This is a genomic window from Nocardioides sp. Bht2, assembly GCF_047308515.1.
In the GTDB taxonomy this organism is placed as follows: domain Bacteria; phylum Actinomycetota; class Actinomycetes; order Propionibacteriales; family Nocardioidaceae; genus Nocardioides.
The window spans coordinates 770876-788049 of record NZ_JBLBWI010000001.1; the positions used below are offsets into that span (position 1 = coordinate 770876).

Here is a 17174-nt window from a genome sequence, read left to right on the forward strand (position 1 = left end):
CGCCACAGCTGACCACTCCACGAGAAGCAACGCGGCGGAAACACGAGGTCGTTATCGTGGTGTGCATGCCGTTCCTACTGCGCGTAGAACTGCCCGACGTTCCCGGCTCATTGGGCCGGGTCGCCGCAGCGATCGGTGAAGCCGGTGGTGACATCGAGGCGATCGAAGTCGTGGAGCACCGAGCCGACGACGGCACCGCGGTCGACGATGTGCTGCTGGAGACCGCGCCCGGGGTGATGCCGGACTCCATCGTCTCGGCCTGCAACCTGCTCGACGGCGTCCACGTCCTCTGGATCTCGCGCTACGCCGCCGGCGGCAACCTCTTCCTCGACCTCGAAGCCGTCGAGGAGCTCTCCGAGCACCCGGTCCAGGCCCTCGACCGGCTGATCGAGCTCATCCCGGCCGTCTTCCGTTCCGACTGGGCCGCCCGGGTCCGGCGCACCGAGGACGGCGTCACCGTCCTGCACTCCACCTCCGCCGCACCCGACGAGCTGGGCTGGTTCGACATCGACCGCAGCACGATGGTGGAGAGCGACGACGAGAACACCGTCCTCGCCGCCGCGCCGCTACTCAACGACATCGTCGTGGTCGGACGCCGCGGAGGCCCCGAGTACCTGGAGTCGGAGCTGGCCCGGATGGGGCACCTGATCGGACTGGCGATCACCATCTCCCGTTCCTGACGGCGTGACACCTCAGGTCAGGTCCCAAGCGACCCGATCGGGAGCTCCGCCAACCTCTCGTAGCGGGGACGGCGCCGCGCACCTTCCCCGAGGTGCGAGGCGATCAACACCATCTCGGTGACGGCGAACGGCGCCGAGGTGAAGGTGTCCGCCACCCGCAACCAGCGGGTCACCTCCTCCGGATGCCCGAGCCGCGCCAGGGTGAGGTGGGGCCGGAACCTGGTGCCGTCCACCTCGACGCCGGTCGCCACCGCTGCATTGCGGGCCCCGGTCGCCAGCCGGGACAGTTCGTCCACGTCACCGCCCTCCTCAAGCCCGGCCCACAGCACCTTGGCCCGGGCCACGTCGGGGAACGCACCGCCGCCGCTGATCGCCAGCCGCAGTGGACCGCGACGCTGAGCCGCGGCCGCCAACCTCTCGATCAGCTCGTCGAGCAGGTACTCCTCCACCCGCGGCAGGAACGCCAGGGTGAGGTGCCACTGCTCGGGTGCGGTCCACCGCCACGAAGCGGCTCCGCGCCGCGGCTCCCAGAACGCGTCGATCTCCTCGACGACGTCGGGCGGGGGAACCACGGCCACGAAACACCGCATCGGACCACTCACAGGCCGAGGTCGCGGCCGATCAGCTCCTTCATGATCTCGTTCGAGCCGGCCCAGATCTTCGAGACCCGGGCATCACGCCAGGCGCGAGCGACCCGGTACTCGTTCATGAAGCCGTAGCCGCCGTGCAGCTGCACGCAGTGGTCGATGACCTCGTTCTGGATCTGCGAGCTCCACCACTTCGCCTTCGCGGCGTCGACCGAGGTGAGCTCCTTCTTGTCGTGGGCGATCACGCACTGGTCGATGAACGCCTCGGTCACCTCGATCCGGGTGAAGAGGTCGGCAAGCAGGAACTTGTTGTGCTGGAAACTGCCGATCGGGGCACCGAACGCCTGGCGCTCCTTCGTGTACTGCAGCGTCTCGACCAGGATCTGCTTGGCGTGCGCCGTGTTCGAGATGGCGCAGCCGAGCCGCTCCTGCGGGAGCTTCTGCATCATGTGGATGAAGCCGCCGTCGAGGTCACCGACGATGTGGTCGTCGCCGAGGCGGACGTCGGTGAAGAAGAGCTCAGCGGTGTCGGACTCGTCCTGGCCGACCTTGTCGAGCTTGCGGCCGCGGCTGAAGCCGGGCGCGTCGGCCGGGATCGCGAAGAGGGTGATCCCGCGGGCACCCTTCTCCGGGCTGGTCCGCACGGCGGTGATGACGAGGTCCGCGGAGTAGCCGTTGGTGATGAAGGTCTTCGAGCCGTTGATCACCCAGTCGTCACCGTCGCGGACGGCGGTGGTCTTCAACGCGGCGAGGTCGGAGCCGCCGGACGGCTCGGTCATCCCGATCGCGAGCAGGATCTCACCGGAGGCGACGCCGGGCAACCACCGCTGCTTCTGCTCCTCGGTGCCCAGTTCGACCAGGTAGGGGGCGGTGATGTCAGCGTGGATACCGACGCACGAGCCCAAGGCGGCGTTGACCTTGTTCAGCTCCTCGGTGAGCACGGCGTTGAACCGGTAGTCGCCGGCCTCGGAGCCGCCGTACGCCTCCGGGATCTCCAGGCCGAGGAACCCCTGGGCTCCCGCGCCGAGCCAGAACTCGCGCGGCAACGCCTTGTTCGTGGCGTGCTCCTCAAGGTGCGGCTTGACCTCCCGGTCGAGGAAGGCGGCGACGGAGTCGCGGAAGGATTCGTGGTCGGCGTCGTAGATCGTGCGCTTCATGTACCAAAGAGTAACCAGGATCTCGCAACGTGCCTTTGGACTTTTTCACAAGATTCCAGGCCGTGCTCTGTCAACCCTGGGGGAAGCCACCGCGTGGGATAGGTGGATATGGAAAGCTGCTCCGGGGTGGGGCCGGGCTGAGCGAAGAGGGTTGAGGAATGCAGGCACGCGTGCTGGTGCTGTTGCTGGCGTGCGCTCTGATGGTGGCGATCGGGCAACCGATCCTGCGTGAGGAGGGCGCCGCGACGACGGCGTCACGGACCCAGGTCGAGCAGGCACCAAGTGCCGAGGGCGACACCGACAGCCAGCCCGAGGTCGACGGCGGTCTCGCCACCGACGACGACGCCCACAGCAAGCCGCCGGTGTCGAAGAAGCCCCAGCCTGCCGAGTTCGAGCCGGTCGATTGCACCAAGAAGCGCTGCGTGGCGCTCTCCTTCGACGACGGTCCGAGCCTGCCCACCCCGCGACTGCTCGACATCTTGAAGAACCAGAAGGTGCCGGCCACCTTCTTCCTGGTCGGCCAGATGGTGAAGTGGCACCCGAAGACCACCGCCCGGATCAGCCGTGAAGGACACGAGGTCGGCGTCCACGGGTGGAACCACGCCGATCTGCGGCGGCTCAAGCCGAAGGATCTGGACTGGCAACTGCACCGCACCAAGCAACTGATCCAGCAGGCGACCGGCATCCGGCCGACGCTCTGCCGCCCGCCCTACGGCGCCAGCAACAAGCAGGTGCTGAAGGCCGAGAAACGGGCCGGGCTGGCTGAGGTGCTGTGGAACATCGACACCCAGGACTGGAAGATCCGCAACGCCAAGCACGTCCGGAACTCGGTGCTCAACCATGTGAAGCGGAACACGGTGGTCCTGATGCACGACATCCGGCCCACCACGGTCGACGCCATTCCGCAGATGGTGCGCGAACTGAAGCGCCGCGGCTTCACCCTGGTCACCGTCACCCAGCTGTTCGGGACCACCAAGCCCGGCGTCAGCTACCTCGACTGGCGCTGAGCGCCGAGCCCGGGCGGCGCCAGCGCACCGCCCGGCCGATCAGGACGGGATGTCCATGTAGTCCTTGGGGATGTTGAGGTTCAGCTCCTCGTTGTACCGGCTGAACTCGAAGTCACCCGGTTCGTCACCGGTGTCCACCAACTTCAGGACGTGGTACGGCGCATAGTTGGCGACCAGCATCGTGCCGCCGTCGTCGGAGGTCAGTTCGACCGCCTCGGAACCGTTGTGGATCGTGGTGCCCTTGACCGTGAAATCGACGTCGGAGCCACTGTTCCCGACGAACTCACTGAGCATGTTGTCGAGGTCGCAGAACTCGTCGGCGTCTGCTGCGGAACCGGCCATCCGGACCCACTTGTCACTGAACATGTCGAGCATGAACTGCTCCGGGTTCGCCTCGCCGCTGCTGACGATCCAGAACTGCTCGTTGCCCTTCATATACATGTCGGTGCCGTCGGAGACGATCTCCGCGCGGCCGCCCTGCATCTCCATCGTGCCCTGACAACGGCCGGTGGTGTCCATCGAGATGTCCATCGTCATCTCTTCGCCATCGGTGGTCACCTCGCCCGCCATATTGAGGGACTTCACGTCCTTCATCTGCGCCACCACGGCGTCGCGGATCTCCACCGGGGACTTCTCGGCGAGCGCATCTCCGGACGGCTTGGGGGTGTCCGAGCCGCCCGACTCGCTCACCTTGGAGGTCGGGTCGCTCGCCGACTTCTTGTCGTTGTCGTCGCCGGAACCGACCACGGCCCAGACGACGCCGCCGCCGATCAGGACCGCGGCCACCGCGACACCGACGGCGATCAGCGGACCCTTGCTCTTCTTGGCCGGCGGCGCTCCCCAGGACTGTGCTCCCGGTGCACCGGCGACCATCTGCGGGGACCACGGCTGCTGCGGTGCCGACCAGCCACCCTGTGCAGGAGCCATCGGCGCGGTCGGGTAGGCCGGCGACACCGTCGGCGGCTGGGCGGGCTGACCGGACTGCGGCGGCAGCGGTGCGCCCGAGCTGCGGTACGAGTCGCGCAACCGCTGCACGATCGGGGCCGGCACCATGCCGACGGCGTAGCCGAGTGCCGCGCACGCCCACTGGCAACTGCCCTGCTCGGTCGTGCCGCGCTGCCTGGCCAGGAACTCACCGGCTGCCGCGACGGCGGCGTCCGGCTGCGCACCGCGCGCCAGGTTGGCCTCCACCTGAGCCAGTCCGCCGAGGCGGACGGCGTCGACAAGAAGGTTGAGTTCTCCGACCGAGGCACTCTGCTCGTCGAGGAAATCTTCCAGCGCCGCGCGCAACCCGTCCGGGTTCGCGAAGACCTCGCGCCCCCGCTGCGCGGCAAGCGCTGCCAACTGCTCGTGCAACTCCACGTTCATCTCCTAGCCCGTACCCGAGCCTTCTTCTACCCCGCGGGCCCGCGCCGAAACCGGCTGGGCCATCGGACCAAGTCTGCCGTACTCCGGGCCCGCTGCGCCTACTTCGTCAGCTTCGCAAGATCCACGTAGTCGCCCTCGGCCGGGAGCACCGCGCGCACCGGCACGTCGAAGTCGCTGAGTTCCAGGGTCGAGGTGGTCGAACCGGTCCGCGCGCTGCGCACGATCCGGTGCGGCGCCTTGCTCGTCACCAGCGTGGTGGTCACGTCGCCGTCCTTACGGGTGGAGACCACCTTCACCACCTTGTCGCCGCGGTGCACGGTGACGTCGTCACTCACCTTCAGCTCGGCGTCCTCGGGCTGTTCGCCGATCCCCTCCAGCATGCTGGCCAGGTCGCAGAACTCGGCGAACTCGGCGCCCTCGACCAGCGCCCAGTTCCCGCCGATGAACTTCAGAACCTTCTTCGCGGTGCCGGCGTCCTCGGTGGTCGAGGACCAGAAAGCGTCGTTGCCCTTGATGAAGAACTGCTTGCCGTCGGTGACGAACTGGCTGCTGCCGGCCCCGATGCTCATCTCGCCGACGCAGTGGCCGACCCGGTCCGTGGAGAGGTCGAAGGTCACCGTGGTGCCGGCCTCCTCGGAGACGCCGGAGACGTGCATCGCGTTCACCTTCGCCATATCGGCGGCGACCGTCTTCACGACGTCCGCGCCGTCGCGGTCGGTCAGCGCCTCGGACGCGTCGTCGTCGCCGCTACAACCGGTGACGCCGGCAAGCACGAGCAACGCCGCCGCACTCCATCGGGTGGGTCCAGAAATCCGCTTCATCGCCTGCCTTCCGCTCGTTCTCGCCCGCACATCATCGCCGCACCGGTGCCGGGCTGTCAGAGCAACCGGAGGATCGCCTGAGCGTTCACCTGGTCGGCTCCAACCGTTGTCGCAGCCCGCTCGCTCGGCTGACCCGGCGGGCCAGCGACGACCGCACCACCGACTCGGCACCCACCACGTTGACTCGGAACCGGGCACGGGTGACGGCGGTGTAGAAGAGCTCGCGGGTCAACAACCGGGACTCCTCCTCCGGTAGCAATACCGTGACCTGTGCGGCCTGCGAGCCCTGCGACTTGTGGATCGTCATCGCGTGCATGGTCTCGATCGCCGAGAGTCGCGACGGCGGGAACGCGACGATCCCGCCGGTGCTCTGGAAGGCGACCCGCACCGATCCGTCCGGCTCCCGGATCACTACCCCGACGTCGCCGTTGTGCAGGCCGAGCGAGTAGTCGTTGACCCGCACCAGGACCGGGCGACCGACGTACCAGGGGTCGATCAGCGGATCGTCCCCTTCGCCGCGGGTGGCCTCGGCGATCCACTCCTCGACCTGGCGGTTCCAGTGTTCGACACCGAGGGGTCCGTCGCGGTGTGCACAGAGCAGGCGGTGCCGGTCGAGCACACTCAGCGCCTCTACCGCATCACCGGCCCGGGCGGCGGCACGGACAGCGAGGGCCACCTCCAGGATGCTCGCCTTGAGGTCGTCCCCCAGGACACCGGTCTGGTCGGAGTAGGTGACCTCGTCGGACGGCGTCTGCAGGCGCGCGACGGCGGCGTCCGCGTCACCGGCCCGGATCGCCTCGCCGAGCTCGATGATGTCCCGCTGGGAGCGGTGGTTGGTGTGCAGCGAACCGACGACCGCCGGTGCACCGGGCCCGTCGGGAAGGCCGGCGACCAGGTCGGCCAGGACGGCTCCGGCGTCGATCGAGGCGAGCTGGTTGTGGTCACCGACCAGGATCAACCGGGCCTCGGGGCGCAGGGCTTCCACCAGCCTGGCCATCATCGTCAGCGAGACCATCGAGGTCTCGTCGACGACGACGATGTCGTGCGGCAGTCGGTTGCCGCGGTGGTGCCGGAACCGGGTGCTGTTGTCGGGGCGCGAACCGAGCAGCCGGTGCAGCGTCGAGGAGCTCAGCTCCGCCAACACCTCCCGCTCGGCCTCGGTGAACCGCGGGTGGGCGATCTCGCCCTGCACCGCCTCCAGCAGCCGCGCGGCGGCCTTGCCGGTGGGCGCAGCCAGGGCGATCCGCGGCGCTCGCCCGCCAGGCGCGGCAAGGAGGGCCAGGAGCCCGGCGACCGTGGTGGTCTTTCCGGTGCCGGGGCCGCCGGTCAGCACCGTGGTCCGCGACCCGACCGCAGCGAGCGCGGCGGCGCGCTGCTCGGCGTAGGAGTCGCCGGGGAAGAGCCGCTCGGCAGAGGCGAGGACGGTGTCATCGACGAGGGTGATGCCACGCGCGGCACGGGCCAGCAAGTCGTCGCAGAGCTGGACCTCTTGGCGCCAATAGCGATCGAAGTAGACCAGGTCGTAGTCGAGGTGGACCACGCCCGCGGCGACCAGCGGGCTGCTCCGCACGCGAGCCAGCCAGGTGTCATCCGCGCCGCCGTCGAGCTCCGGCCACGGCAGCTCCGCGGCCACCTCGCTCAGACTGACCCGCGCCTCGGCTAGGTCCAGGCAGACCGAGCCGCCCCGGACCGCGCGGCTGACCAGCGCTACCGCGAGCAGGACGGAAGGGTCGTGTTCCCCGGCCAGCGCCCCGAGTCGGGTGGCGACGTGGACGTCGGCCGCACTGAGGACACCCGCCTGGTTGAAGGCGGCCAGCGTGCCGTCGGCACGCAGGGCGAGCCGCTGGTCGTAAGGACCGTCCGGCTCGAACAGTTCACTCATCGTGCGCCTCCGTCGAGCAGGTCACTGAGTTCGAGGACCAGAGCGGTCGGCGGTCGCCAGGCGAAGACACCGGTCGGTTCGCCGTCGATCCGCGGCGTCGCGGCACCGCACATGCCGCGCACGTAGAGGTAGAGCACCCCGCCGAGGTGCTGGTCGGGGTCGTAGTCGGGTAGGCGCCAACGCAGATAGCGGTGCAGGACGACGGCGTAGAGCACTGCCTGCAGCGGATAGTCGGAGTGGCCCATCGCCTCGGCCAGAGCTGACGGCCGGTAGTGGTCGGCGAAGAGTGGCTCGCCCATCGGGCCCAGCCAGTTGGTCTTGTAGTCGACCACCAGGTAGCGCCCGTCGACGCGGAGCACGACGTCGATCGAGCCGGTGAGGTAGCCCTTCAGGCTCTGGGTGCCGAGCGCCGGGTCTGCGAGGGCGTCGGCGTAGGGAAGCAGCGGATCGCCCGTGGGCAGGTGCCGGCGGAGCACCGGTGCGAGGTCGCCGAGCAGGACCGGAGCTGTCACCGTGGGATGGTCGCCCCCGGCGAGCGGGAACTCGAACTCCAGCTCGCGCAACCGCTCGGTGAGCGGGATCTGCGCCAGGCTCACGTCGCCGGCCAACGAGCCGAGCGGCGAGGCGCAGACCTCGACGAGGGCATCGACCAGGACGTCGAGATCCAGCTCGACGGGCCAACGGAGCAGCTGCTCGGCGGCGACCCGACGCAACTCGTCGGGCCAGGAGGCTGCCTGGGGGTCGGCGTGTTCCAGGACGCCGTGCACCAGGGAACCGAAGGTCGCTCCCACCGGGAGGGTCGCCATCGGCGACAGGGTCGCTAGCGGGTCGGCGCCGTCGGCGGTCTCCTGGGCGCGCTGGTTCTGCGAGGTGCTGGTGTCGACGCCGGCCGGTTCGTCGGTCTTCGGGGTCTCCTCGGGCTCGCTGCCCACCTCACCGATCCGCAGCGCTCCCGCGGACGGGACTGCGGCCTGCTGGGCGGCAGCGCTCAACGCGGAGTAGGAGGTCCGGCGCCAGGCGGTGTCGACGACCCGCCCGAACTCGCGGACGCCGAGCGGCGAACGCTCCTCGGAGACGAGCTCGGGCGAAGCGGCCGGCGGCTCGACGCGTCGCCATGTCGGTCCGCCGCGGGCCTGCCAGGCCTCGAAGTAGACCATCACGTCGTCGTTGTCGGGCAGCTCGTGCCGGTCAGGGACTGCGGCGTGGCCCGGCCCCCGACCGACCAGGAGCCGGTGCAGCGACGAGTCAGGAGTGTTCGTGGAGGGGAACCACCAGGTGACGACCTGGCTCTGCGCGCGGGTCATCGCCACGTAGAGCAGCCGCAGCGACTCCCCCGCTTCCTCGGCCTTGGCTAACCGGAGCGCCTCGTGCCAACCGCTGCCACCGGGGCCGCCGACGTCGAGCGCCCGGTGGTGGTCGGCGGGCGCGTGGAACCGCGGGATATCCGGTTCGGGGACCCACCGGTCGGCAACGAACGGAAGGTGCACGACGGGGTACTGCAACCCCTTGCTGCCGTGGATGGTGACGAGCTGGACGGCGGCGGCGTCGCTGTCGAGACGCCGGGTCCGTTCACTCCCGGTGTCGGTGGCTGCCTCGGCGATCGAACGGCGCAGCCACTGCACCAGCGCGACGAGGCCGAGCCGCTCGGTGAGCACCATCTGGTGCAGCGCCTGGCCGACGTGCTTGAGGTCGGTGAGGCGGCGTTCCCCGCCCGTATCGCCGAGCACCCGGGCGTAGAGGCCACCGACCACGCTGGCCTCCAACACCGCGGCCACACCACGTTGGGCGAAGAGGCCCGCCCAGCCCACGAAGCGTTGGGAGAGCCGGTCGGTGAGATCGGGGTCGGCGTCCAGGGCGACGGCGTCCACGCCGACGAAGGCGGTCAACGCCGCCGCTCGGGCGCGGGCGGCCCGGTGCGGTTGCTCGAGCGCCTCGAGCAGCGCCAGCCACTCGCGTGCCGCAGGTGTGGAGAAGACGCTGCCACCGCCGGCGATGACGGCGGGGACGCCGAGCTCGCTGAGGGCGTCGTAGACCAGCTGCAACTGCTTGCCGGTATGTGCCAGTACGGCGACGTCGCCGGGCCGGATCGGCCGCCCGTCGAAGGTGGCGTCCGAGGCGAGCAGAGCCTTGATCTGGTGGGCGCAGTCGGCGGCGACGGCGGGCCGGATCCGCCCGATCGCCACCTTGCGTCGACCCTTGGAGCCGAAGTCGGAGCGGTTGAGCACCCGGACGGTGAACGGCTCCGGCTCCGGCGCGCCGATCAGCCGCGAACCGGTGTGGGCGGCGTCGACGTGCCGCGCCACGATCCGCGGGTCACCGAGCGCGGCCGCGTCGAGGACGGTGTTGAGCCGGTCCAGCAACGGCGGGTCGGAGCGCCAGTTGGTGCCTAGGGTCCGGCGGTCCCCGGCCGTCTCGGCGGCGTCGAGATAGGTGACCACGTCGCCGCCTCGGAAGGCGTAGATCGCCTGCTTCGGGTCACCGATGAACACCATCGTGGCGTGACCGGTGAACGCCCGGTCGAGGACCTGCCACTGCACCGGGTCGGTGTCTTGGAACTCGTCGACCAGTACCACCTTCCAGCGCTGCCGCATCCGCACCCGGGCCGGGGCGTCCGGGTGGACGAGCGCGTCGGCGAGTTGGCTGAGCAGGTCGTCGTAGCCCAGGACACCGAGCTTCCGCTTGCGGCGCTCGACCTCCTGGCGGACGAGTCCGGCGAAGGCGACCCGACGCCCGGGCCCTCCGGCAGGGTCGTCGTCGGTGGGTTGCAGCCGGGCCTGCGGGTCGCCCATCGCGGCGCGGCCGATCGCGAGCGCCGTCCGCCGGCTGAACGCCGGGCCTTCGTCGCTGCGCGCGAACCCCCGGAGATAGAGGTCGTCGACGACCTCCACCACGAGATCGTCGAGGTCGTCGACGAGGGTCGCGTCGGCGTCGGTGTCGCCGGCCACGCCGAGGCTCCGCAGCACCAGCTGACAGAACTGGTGGGTGGTGGCGATCGTGGCGGCATCGAAGCCAGCCAGTGCTTCGCGGACCCGGCGACGGCGGCGCAGGCGTTCGTCGTCGTCGACCCCGATCAGGAGGTCGACCACCTCATTGCCGCCGGGGACGGTCTCCGGGGCGCCGAGCGCGGCCTCCAGCTCGACCAACTGGCTGCGGACCCGCTCGCGCAGCTCCTGGCTGGCGGCGCGGCCGAAGGTGACGACCAGCATCTCCTCGAGGGTGGCCACCCCTTCGGCGACGAAGCGGGCGACCAGGGCGCCGATGGTCCAGGTCTTCCCGGTGCCGGCGCTGGCCTCCAGCAGCGTGGTTCCGGTGGGCAGCGGATCGGTGATCGCGAACGGGGCGAGGTCGGGGCTCACAGCGACATCACCCGCTCGCCACCCTCCAGCAGCGGGGACCAGAGCCGCCAGGCCAACTGGCCGAGCCGGTGCCCGGCTTCGGCGAAGGGCTGGTCGTCACGGACCGGACCGAGCAGCACATCCAGCTCCGCCTTGTCTCCGTAGACCATCCGCAGCGACGCGTCGTCGCAGTCGCCGTCGATGGTGAAGTCGCGGGCCTGGCGCGGGAACCAGGCGTTCCGGGCCGCTTCCAACGGGTCGGCCGGGTTGCCGCGCTGGGCCTGGAACTGCCCCTCGGCCCAGCCGAGAGCGGTCTCCAACGGGATCGGCAGGGGCTCGCGCATCCCTTGGTCGTAGAGGTCGACGAGCACCCGTAGGTGGTCGATAGCGCGATGGTCGAGCGGTCCGGCCAGTGCCTGGGTGACTCCCGCGCGGCCTCGCCCGACCGCGGAGGCGGTCCAATGTTCGTCCGGGTAGGAGGCTGCGAGCGCGACCAGGTCGATCCAGTTGGCGAGCCGCTGCTTGGCCCGGATCCGGGAGTAGGTGATCGCGACCCGTTGGTGGCCGAAGATGCCCGTCACCGTGCCGGTGAGACGGCGGCCTTCGCCCAGGTCGACATCGACGTCGACGGAGCGCGGCGTGCCCTGGCGCAGCGGCGCAGTGCGGTTGACGAGTTGCTGGACGTTCTGCACGATCTCGGCCAGCGCGCGGGTGCCGAGGGCCAGCGGCGGCAGCTTGCCGCGGAGCTGTTCGGCGAGCATGCTCTCGGCCGGGTCGAGACCGGCCAGGACGTCGTTGAGGAGGCGGTCCCCGACGCCCCACTTGGCGAGCCCGTCGAGGTCGATCGGGATCGCGTCGGCGGCGATCTCCTCCTCCAGCGGAGTGGTCACCTCCAACCGGCTTCGGAGGAACTCACGGACCGGGTGGGCGTGGAAGCGCTGCAGGTCGACCAACGACACCTCGCGGGTCGGCCGGGCCGGGAGCGGAGCGCTGAGCAGCGGACCGCGAGGACGACGCTCTCCCTCGGCGACCCGGGCCCCGGCCAGCGCCGCGCGGTCGAACGAGAAAGGTCGGCGCGCTGAGACCAGGCCGGGCTCCAGGTTGCGGCGGTCGAACGCCTGGAGCGGGTGGCGGACCACGACGTTCGCCTCGGGCGCGGTCTGCTTGGCGGCGTCGATCAACTCGCCGAGCGGGACGGCCGGCGGGCGTTCGGCCCCCGAGTGTTCGTTGGCGCCGCTGTAGGTGATCACCAACTTGTCGGTGGCTGCCAGGACGGCGTCGAGGAAGAGCTGGCGGTCCTCGCTGCGGAGGTCGCGTTCGCCGGTGCGCGGCGAACGGGCGAGGGCGTCGTCACCGTCGACGGCACGGACCCGCGGGAAGATGCCGTCATCGAGGCCGATCAGGCAGACCACGCGATGTGGCACCGAACGCATCGGCACCATGGTGCAGACCGTCAGCGTGCCGGTCCGGAAGTTGGCCCGGGTCGGGCGCCCGGCGAGCCGGTGCTCCAGCAGGGTGCGGATGTCGCTGAGCGCCAGGGTGGTCTCTTCGGCAGCGGACTGAGCGATCGCGGCGAGCTCCCGCTCGAACTGGGCCACCAACCAGACGTCCCGCTGCGGGACCCGGGTGATCGCGGTGACCGCCTCGGTGAGCCGGGCGATCCATTGGCTGACGGTGGTGGCGGTGAGGATCGCGTCGATCGCGGTGGCCACCCGGTCGACGTACTCGGCGATCCGGCCGACCAGCTCGACATCACCGGACGAGACGTCGTCGAGTGGTAGTGCCGGTCCGAGGCGGCCGTGGTGGCCCTCTGCCATCGCGACGCCGAGCAGCATTCGGTCGAGGCCGGCGCGCCAGGTGTTCTGGCCGATCGAGTCGAGCTTGAACTCGGCCCGGCCGGCCGCGTCCATGCCCCAGCTGACACCGGACTCCTCGACCCAGCGGGCGATGGTGGCCAGATCGTCGGTGTCGAGCCCGAACCTGCCTGCGACCACCGGGGTGGCGAGCAGGTCGAGCACCTCGGTAGCGCCGACCCGGCCGCCGGCCAACTGCACCAGCCGAGCAGCGACCGCGAGCAGCGGGTTGGTGCTGGCGAGTGAGCGGTCGGCGAGGCGGACCCGGAGCGTATGCGCCGGGTGGCCGGGCTCGCCGGGCTCGACCTCACCGAGACCGAAGCCGGCTTGGATCAGCGGGGCGTAGGTCTCGATGTCGGGACACATCACGAGGACGTCGCGCGGTTCCAGAGTCGTATCGTCCGCGAGCAGGCCGACCAGCACCTCGCGCAGCACCTCGACCTGCCGGGCCGGGCCGTGACAGGCGTGGACCTGGAGCGAGTCGTCATCGGGGGCGGCCGAGCCGGGCACCGGGACCCGGTTGGCACGGAGGTCCGCCTGGAGCCGGGAGAGCAGAGTGTCGCTGCCCTCCTCGACGGTCGCCGGTTCATGGTCGACGGCACTTCCGGCCGCAGCCAGTGTGCGTTGCAGCTCGACCGCGTCGCGCCCCAGAGTGGCCAGCAGCGGGTGCTCGATCTGCTGCCCTGCGGTGTCGGCGTCGCGAGCCACCGGACCGGCAGCCGTGACGGCGTTCAACTGCACCCAGAGCGCGGCGGAGGGCTGCGGCAACCAGAGGTGGACGTCGCGGTGTCGACCGAGAGCGGCCAACAGCTCGACCTCGCTGGCCGGGATCCGGGTATGCCCGAAGAGGGAGAGCCGTGGCGGCAGGTCGGCGGGGACCTCACCGTCGCGGAGCGCGCTGACGACCCGCAGCAAACGGGCGTCCGGGGCAGGCTCATCGACCAGGTCGAGGACCCAGCGCCACAGCTCCGGCTGCCAGCGTAGGTCTGCGTCGAGCGGGTTTCCGACGCCGTCGGTGTCGCGGCCTTCGCGCCAATCGGTGAGCAGCTGCGGACGCTGCGTGGCGTAGGACGCGAAGAGCCCGGCGAGCCGGCGGGCCACGGAGTAGCGCCGGTTGTGCCGCAGCTCGGCGTCCGGCCCGCTCAGCCCGTGGCCGAGGTGAGCAGCCAAGGTGGCGGCCCAGGGCGCGTCGAGACTGGAGTCGATGGCGCTGAGCACCGGCCAGACCAGCCGGTCGGGGTGCCACGGGTCGTCGTTCTCCCGGCCGAGAAGGAGCGCGACCAATGAGTGCGGGCTGGTGAAGCGCACCCCGGCACAGACGCCGTCCCCGCCGCGCGGGCCCACCCCGAGCCGGTGCGAGAGCTGCTGACCCAGCCAACGCTCGACGCCGCGCGCGGGCACCACCACGACCTCTTGCACGAACGGATCCGGCAACGGCGCAGCGAGCATCCGCCCCAGGCCCTCAGCCAGGAGGTCGGTGCGCTCGGCGCGGTGCAGGTGCAAGGTCACGGGGCATACCCTTCCACGCCCTTCCGACACAGCCCTCCCAGCCACCCGCGGCACGGTGTGCCGCACGCTTCCGCCGGTAGTTCAGCGCCGGCCCCACCGCGCTACCGCGGCCTCGTGTTCGATGCGGAGACGCTCCAACTTCCAGTCGCGCCACCAGGCGACGCCGAGGGCAGCGGCACCCGCGAGGTAGAAGCCCCACGGCACACCGCGGTCGAAGTACATCGCTCCGAGCGTGACCACGATCATCAGCGTTCCGAGGAGCGCAGCATCTCGCGCCCACTTCAGACCCAGGTCGGCGGAGACGTTCACCCGATCAACTCGTGCCGCGTGGCCGTCGCAGGCCTGCGCTGCCACGCGAACCGCTCCGCAACAAGATGCCCGCCGACGACGCCGAGGACCGCGAGCCCGCCCGGCAACAGTCCCGGCCCCTCCAGTTGGCCGGCGACGGCCCCAGCGACGCATACTCCGGCGAGGTACAGCACCCACAGCCAGGCCTTCTTGGCGAACCCGACAGGCGCGAGCCAGAACCAGCCCACCCCGGCCACGATTCCGATCAGGATCGCTACCGAGAAGCCGACACGATCACCCCAGGCTTCGGTCGCCCAGACGCCGCAGAACACCGCGGTCACCGGCAACCCGTCCGTCCAACGCCACACATCGCCCTCCTTCGTGGCCCAGCCTTCCAGAACCGGCACCGGCGGGGGCGCGAAGTGTCCGATCTATGCCATCAACGCCACGGGCCGACCGAGCCCGAAGGAGTCCCCGCCCCCGCCAACCTCCCCTCCGGCACAATGGAGGCCATGCGTTCCACGACTCTGCGACTGGGTGTCGCTGCACTTCTCGCACTGAGCCTGACGGCCTGCGGTTCCGACGACGACAAGTCCAAGGACCACGCCGGCGACGACCACAGCTCCAACAACGGGGCCGAGGACCACAGCGGCCACGTCATGAACGAGCCCGACGCCACTCCGGCCAACGAACTCACCGGGGCCGACGTCCGGACCGGCAAGTTCACCAAGCTGAAGACCGCGCCCCCTGGCAGCGACTCGGTCGCGGGCGACGTCTGGGTGGCGGAGAACGGTGACGGCACCACGGTCACCGTCGAGCTCACCGGCCTCGCTGCCGAGACCGACTACATGCTGCACCTGCATGCTGCCAAGTGCCAGGTCGACAACGGCGGCGCTCACTTCGCCTTCGACCCGGCCGGCAGCGACCAGCCGCCGAACGAGGTCCACCTCGCCTTCACCTCCGACGCCCAGGGCGCCGGAACCGCAACCGTGACCAACCCGCAGAAGGTGGGCGACGCCGCCAAGTCGATCGTCGTGCACCCTGCCGAACTGATGGATAACCGATTGGCATGCGCAAACTTCTGATCGGCCTCGCGGCCCCCGCCCTGCTCCTCGCCGGCACCTCCACCGCCTGGGCGCACACCACCCTGCTCGACGGCAGTCCCGGTCCCGGTGACAAGGTCGCCCCCGGTGCCGAGGTGATCGCGCTCCGGTTCGGTGAGGCACTCGACCCGAACGGCAAGAACGAGATCGCGCTCCTCGACGCCGACGACAAGGGTCTGCCGATCAGTGCTGCCAAGACCGCAGGCGACACCAGCTACCTGTGTGCCCGCGTCGACGCACTTGAGCCGGGTGTCCACACGATCCGGTACGACGTGACGAGCGAGGACGGCCACCCGGTCCGCGGGAACTACGAGTTCGAGGTCGCCGAGGGTGGCGAGCAGGCCGACCCGATGACCTGCGACGTCAGCACCCTCGGCGAACCCGCCGACGCGAAGTCGCTCTCCGACCAGGAGCAGGACGAGTTCCCGATGTGGGCCGTCTGGCTGTTGGCCGGCGTCGCGGTGCTCGCGGCTGGACTGGCCGGCGTCGCGGTAGTCCGCAGCCGCCGCGAGGGCGACGACGAGGACGACGCGAAGCCGACGGCACCGCCCGCCAGCTGAGTCCGTCCGGCAAGACACCTGCTCAACCCCTTGGGCCTACGGCACACTGAGGCGTCGTCTCCCAGGGGGTTGAGTTGAGTTCTCGTCCGAATGTCCTGATCACCGGCGCCGCAGCCGGCATCGGCCGCGCCACCGCACTCCGTTTCCTGAACGCGGGCTACCGCGTCGGCGCCTTCGACGTCGACGAGCTGGGTTTGGCCTCGTTGGCGCAGGCGACAGCGAGCGAGCACCTGGTCACCGGTCTGCTCGACGTCACCGACGCCGAGGCGTGGCGTTCGGCGCTGGCCACCTTCGTCGGCCCTGACGGCACCCTCGACGTGCTCGTGAACAACGCCGGCATCCTCTCCTCCGGCAGGTTCGAGGAGATCGACCTGCGGCTCCAGCAGCGGATCGTCGAGATCAACGTGACCGGCGTCCTCAACGGCTGCCACACCGCGTTCGACTACCTGGCCCGGACCCGCGGCGCGCGGGTGATCAACCTGGCGTCGGCGTCCGCGATCTACGGGCAGCCTGAGCTGGCCACCTACTCGGCCACCAAGTTCGCCGTCCGGGGACTGACCGAGGCGCTCGATCTGGAGTGGCGCGAGCACGACATCAGCGTGACGGCGCTCTGGCCGCTTTTCGTGGCGACCGCGATGACCGACGAGATGCACACCCGCAGCACTGAGTCGCTCGGCATCAGACTCACCGCCGACGACGTCGCGCAGGCAGTGCTGGAGGCCGCTGCGGCAGCCGGCAAGGGGCCCGTCCACCGTGCCGTCGGGCTACAGGCGAAGGCCCTGCTCTCCGGAGCCCAGGTCACGCCGGCGTGGGCTCTGCGACTGCTGAACCGCTACCTGGCAGCGCCGCGCAGCAAGTAGCCCGAGCGGCAGGAAATGAACGACGCCCAGCAGGAGTCTCGGGTCACCTGCTGGGCGTCTGATCACATCTTGCACCACTTGCTGACTGTCTGTCATTTCCTGCTCCCACCGGTCTGGATCAGTACCGCGACCAGCTCAGGATCTGTCGGAGCCGGTTGGCATGA

General features: G+C 70.2%; 14 protein-coding genes. 5 read left to right on the plus strand and 9 right to left on the minus strand.

What is annotated here, in order from left to right; genetic code table 11:
* Positions 1-65: 65 nt before the first annotated feature.
* Positions 66-680 carry an ACT domain-containing protein gene (locus tag ACLM5J_RS03685; RefSeq protein WP_413654700.1) on the plus strand — a complete coding sequence of 205 codons (615 nt, stop codon included), beginning with the start codon at positions 66-68 and terminating at the stop codon, positions 678-680.
* 17 nt (positions 681-697) lie between these two features.
* Here the strand turns inward: ACLM5J_RS03685 and thpR are convergent, their stop codons facing one another.
* Together thpR and ACLM5J_RS03695 are read right to left on the minus strand one after the other, a co-directional pair.
* Positions 698-1258 (minus strand): RNA 2',3'-cyclic phosphodiesterase, encoded by a 561-nt coding sequence (gene thpR / locus ACLM5J_RS03690; protein ID WP_413654701.1) that lies wholly within the window; start codon positions 1256-1258, stop codon positions 698-700.
* Positions 1259-1278: 20 nt separating this feature from the next.
* Positions 1279-2424 carry an acyl-CoA dehydrogenase family protein gene (locus ACLM5J_RS03695; protein ID WP_413654702.1) on the minus strand — a complete coding sequence of 382 codons (1146 nt, stop codon included), beginning with the start codon at positions 2422-2424 and terminating at the stop codon, positions 1279-1281.
* 158 nt (positions 2425-2582) lie between these two features.
* Between ACLM5J_RS03695 and ACLM5J_RS03700 the strand changes: the two genes are divergently transcribed.
* A complete protein-coding gene (locus tag ACLM5J_RS03700; protein ID WP_413654703.1) occupies positions 2583-3431 on the plus strand; it encodes a polysaccharide deacetylase family protein in 849 nt (282 codons plus the stop codon).
* A 39-nt stretch (positions 3432-3470) separates the two neighbouring features.
* On the opposite strand, the gene ACLM5J_RS03705 is transcribed toward ACLM5J_RS03700, so the two are convergent.
* The 7 genes from ACLM5J_RS03705 to ACLM5J_RS03735 all read right to left on the minus strand — a co-directional run bounded on the left by ACLM5J_RS03705 (position 3471) and on the right by ACLM5J_RS03735 (position 14855).
* Positions 3471-4793, minus strand: coding sequence for a hypothetical protein (locus ACLM5J_RS03705; protein WP_413654704.1), 1323 nt, complete (start codon positions 4791-4793; stop codon positions 3471-3473).
* A 104-nt stretch (positions 4794-4897) separates the two neighbouring features.
* Positions 4898-5620, minus strand: a complete 723-nt coding sequence (locus ACLM5J_RS03710) for a hypothetical protein (RefSeq protein WP_413654705.1) — start codon at positions 5618-5620, stop codon at positions 4898-4900.
* An 85-nt stretch (positions 5621-5705) separates the two neighbouring features.
* Positions 5706-7502: an exodeoxyribonuclease V subunit alpha gene (gene recD / locus ACLM5J_RS03715; RefSeq protein WP_413654706.1), complete on the minus strand. Its 1797-nt coding sequence runs from the start codon at positions 7500-7502 to the stop codon at positions 5706-5708.
* A complete protein-coding gene (locus ACLM5J_RS03720; RefSeq protein WP_413654707.1) occupies positions 7499-10858 on the minus strand; it encodes a UvrD-helicase domain-containing protein in 3360 nt (1119 codons plus the stop codon). The genes recD and ACLM5J_RS03720 overlap by 4 nt, the downstream gene beginning before the upstream one ends.
* Positions 10855-14199, minus strand: a complete 3345-nt coding sequence (gene recC / locus ACLM5J_RS03725) for an exodeoxyribonuclease V subunit gamma (RefSeq protein WP_413654708.1) — start codon at positions 14197-14199, stop codon at positions 10855-10857. The genes ACLM5J_RS03720 and recC overlap by 4 nt, the downstream gene beginning before the upstream one ends.
* An 81-nt stretch (positions 14200-14280) precedes the next feature.
* Positions 14281-14508, minus strand: a complete 228-nt coding sequence (locus ACLM5J_RS03730; RefSeq protein ID WP_413654709.1) for a hypothetical protein — start codon at positions 14506-14508, stop codon at positions 14281-14283.
* Complete coding sequence (locus ACLM5J_RS03735) at positions 14505-14855, minus strand: hypothetical protein (RefSeq protein WP_413654710.1); 351 nt, start codon at positions 14853-14855, stop codon at positions 14505-14507. The genes ACLM5J_RS03730 and ACLM5J_RS03735 overlap by 4 nt, the downstream gene beginning before the upstream one ends.
* Positions 14856-14999: 144 nt before the next feature.
* Here ACLM5J_RS03735 and ACLM5J_RS03740 point away from each other — a divergent pair, with 144 nt between their 5' ends.
* The 3 genes from ACLM5J_RS03740 to ACLM5J_RS03750 all read left to right on the plus strand — a co-directional run bounded on the left by ACLM5J_RS03740 (position 15000) and on the right by ACLM5J_RS03750 (position 17010).
* Entirely contained in the window at positions 15000-15572 is a 573-nt protein-coding gene (locus tag ACLM5J_RS03740) for a hypothetical protein (RefSeq protein ID WP_413654711.1), read from the plus strand.
* Positions 15557-16150, plus strand: coding sequence for a copper resistance protein CopC (locus tag ACLM5J_RS03745; protein ID WP_413654712.1), 594 nt, complete (start codon positions 15557-15559; stop codon positions 16148-16150). Before ACLM5J_RS03740 ends, ACLM5J_RS03745 begins: the two co-directional genes overlap by 16 nt.
* 74 nt (positions 16151-16224) lie before the next feature.
* Positions 16225-17010: an SDR family oxidoreductase gene (locus ACLM5J_RS03750; protein ID WP_413654713.1), complete on the plus strand. Its 786-nt coding sequence runs from the start codon at positions 16225-16227 to the stop codon at positions 17008-17010.
* Positions 17011-17174 lie beyond the last annotated feature (164 nt).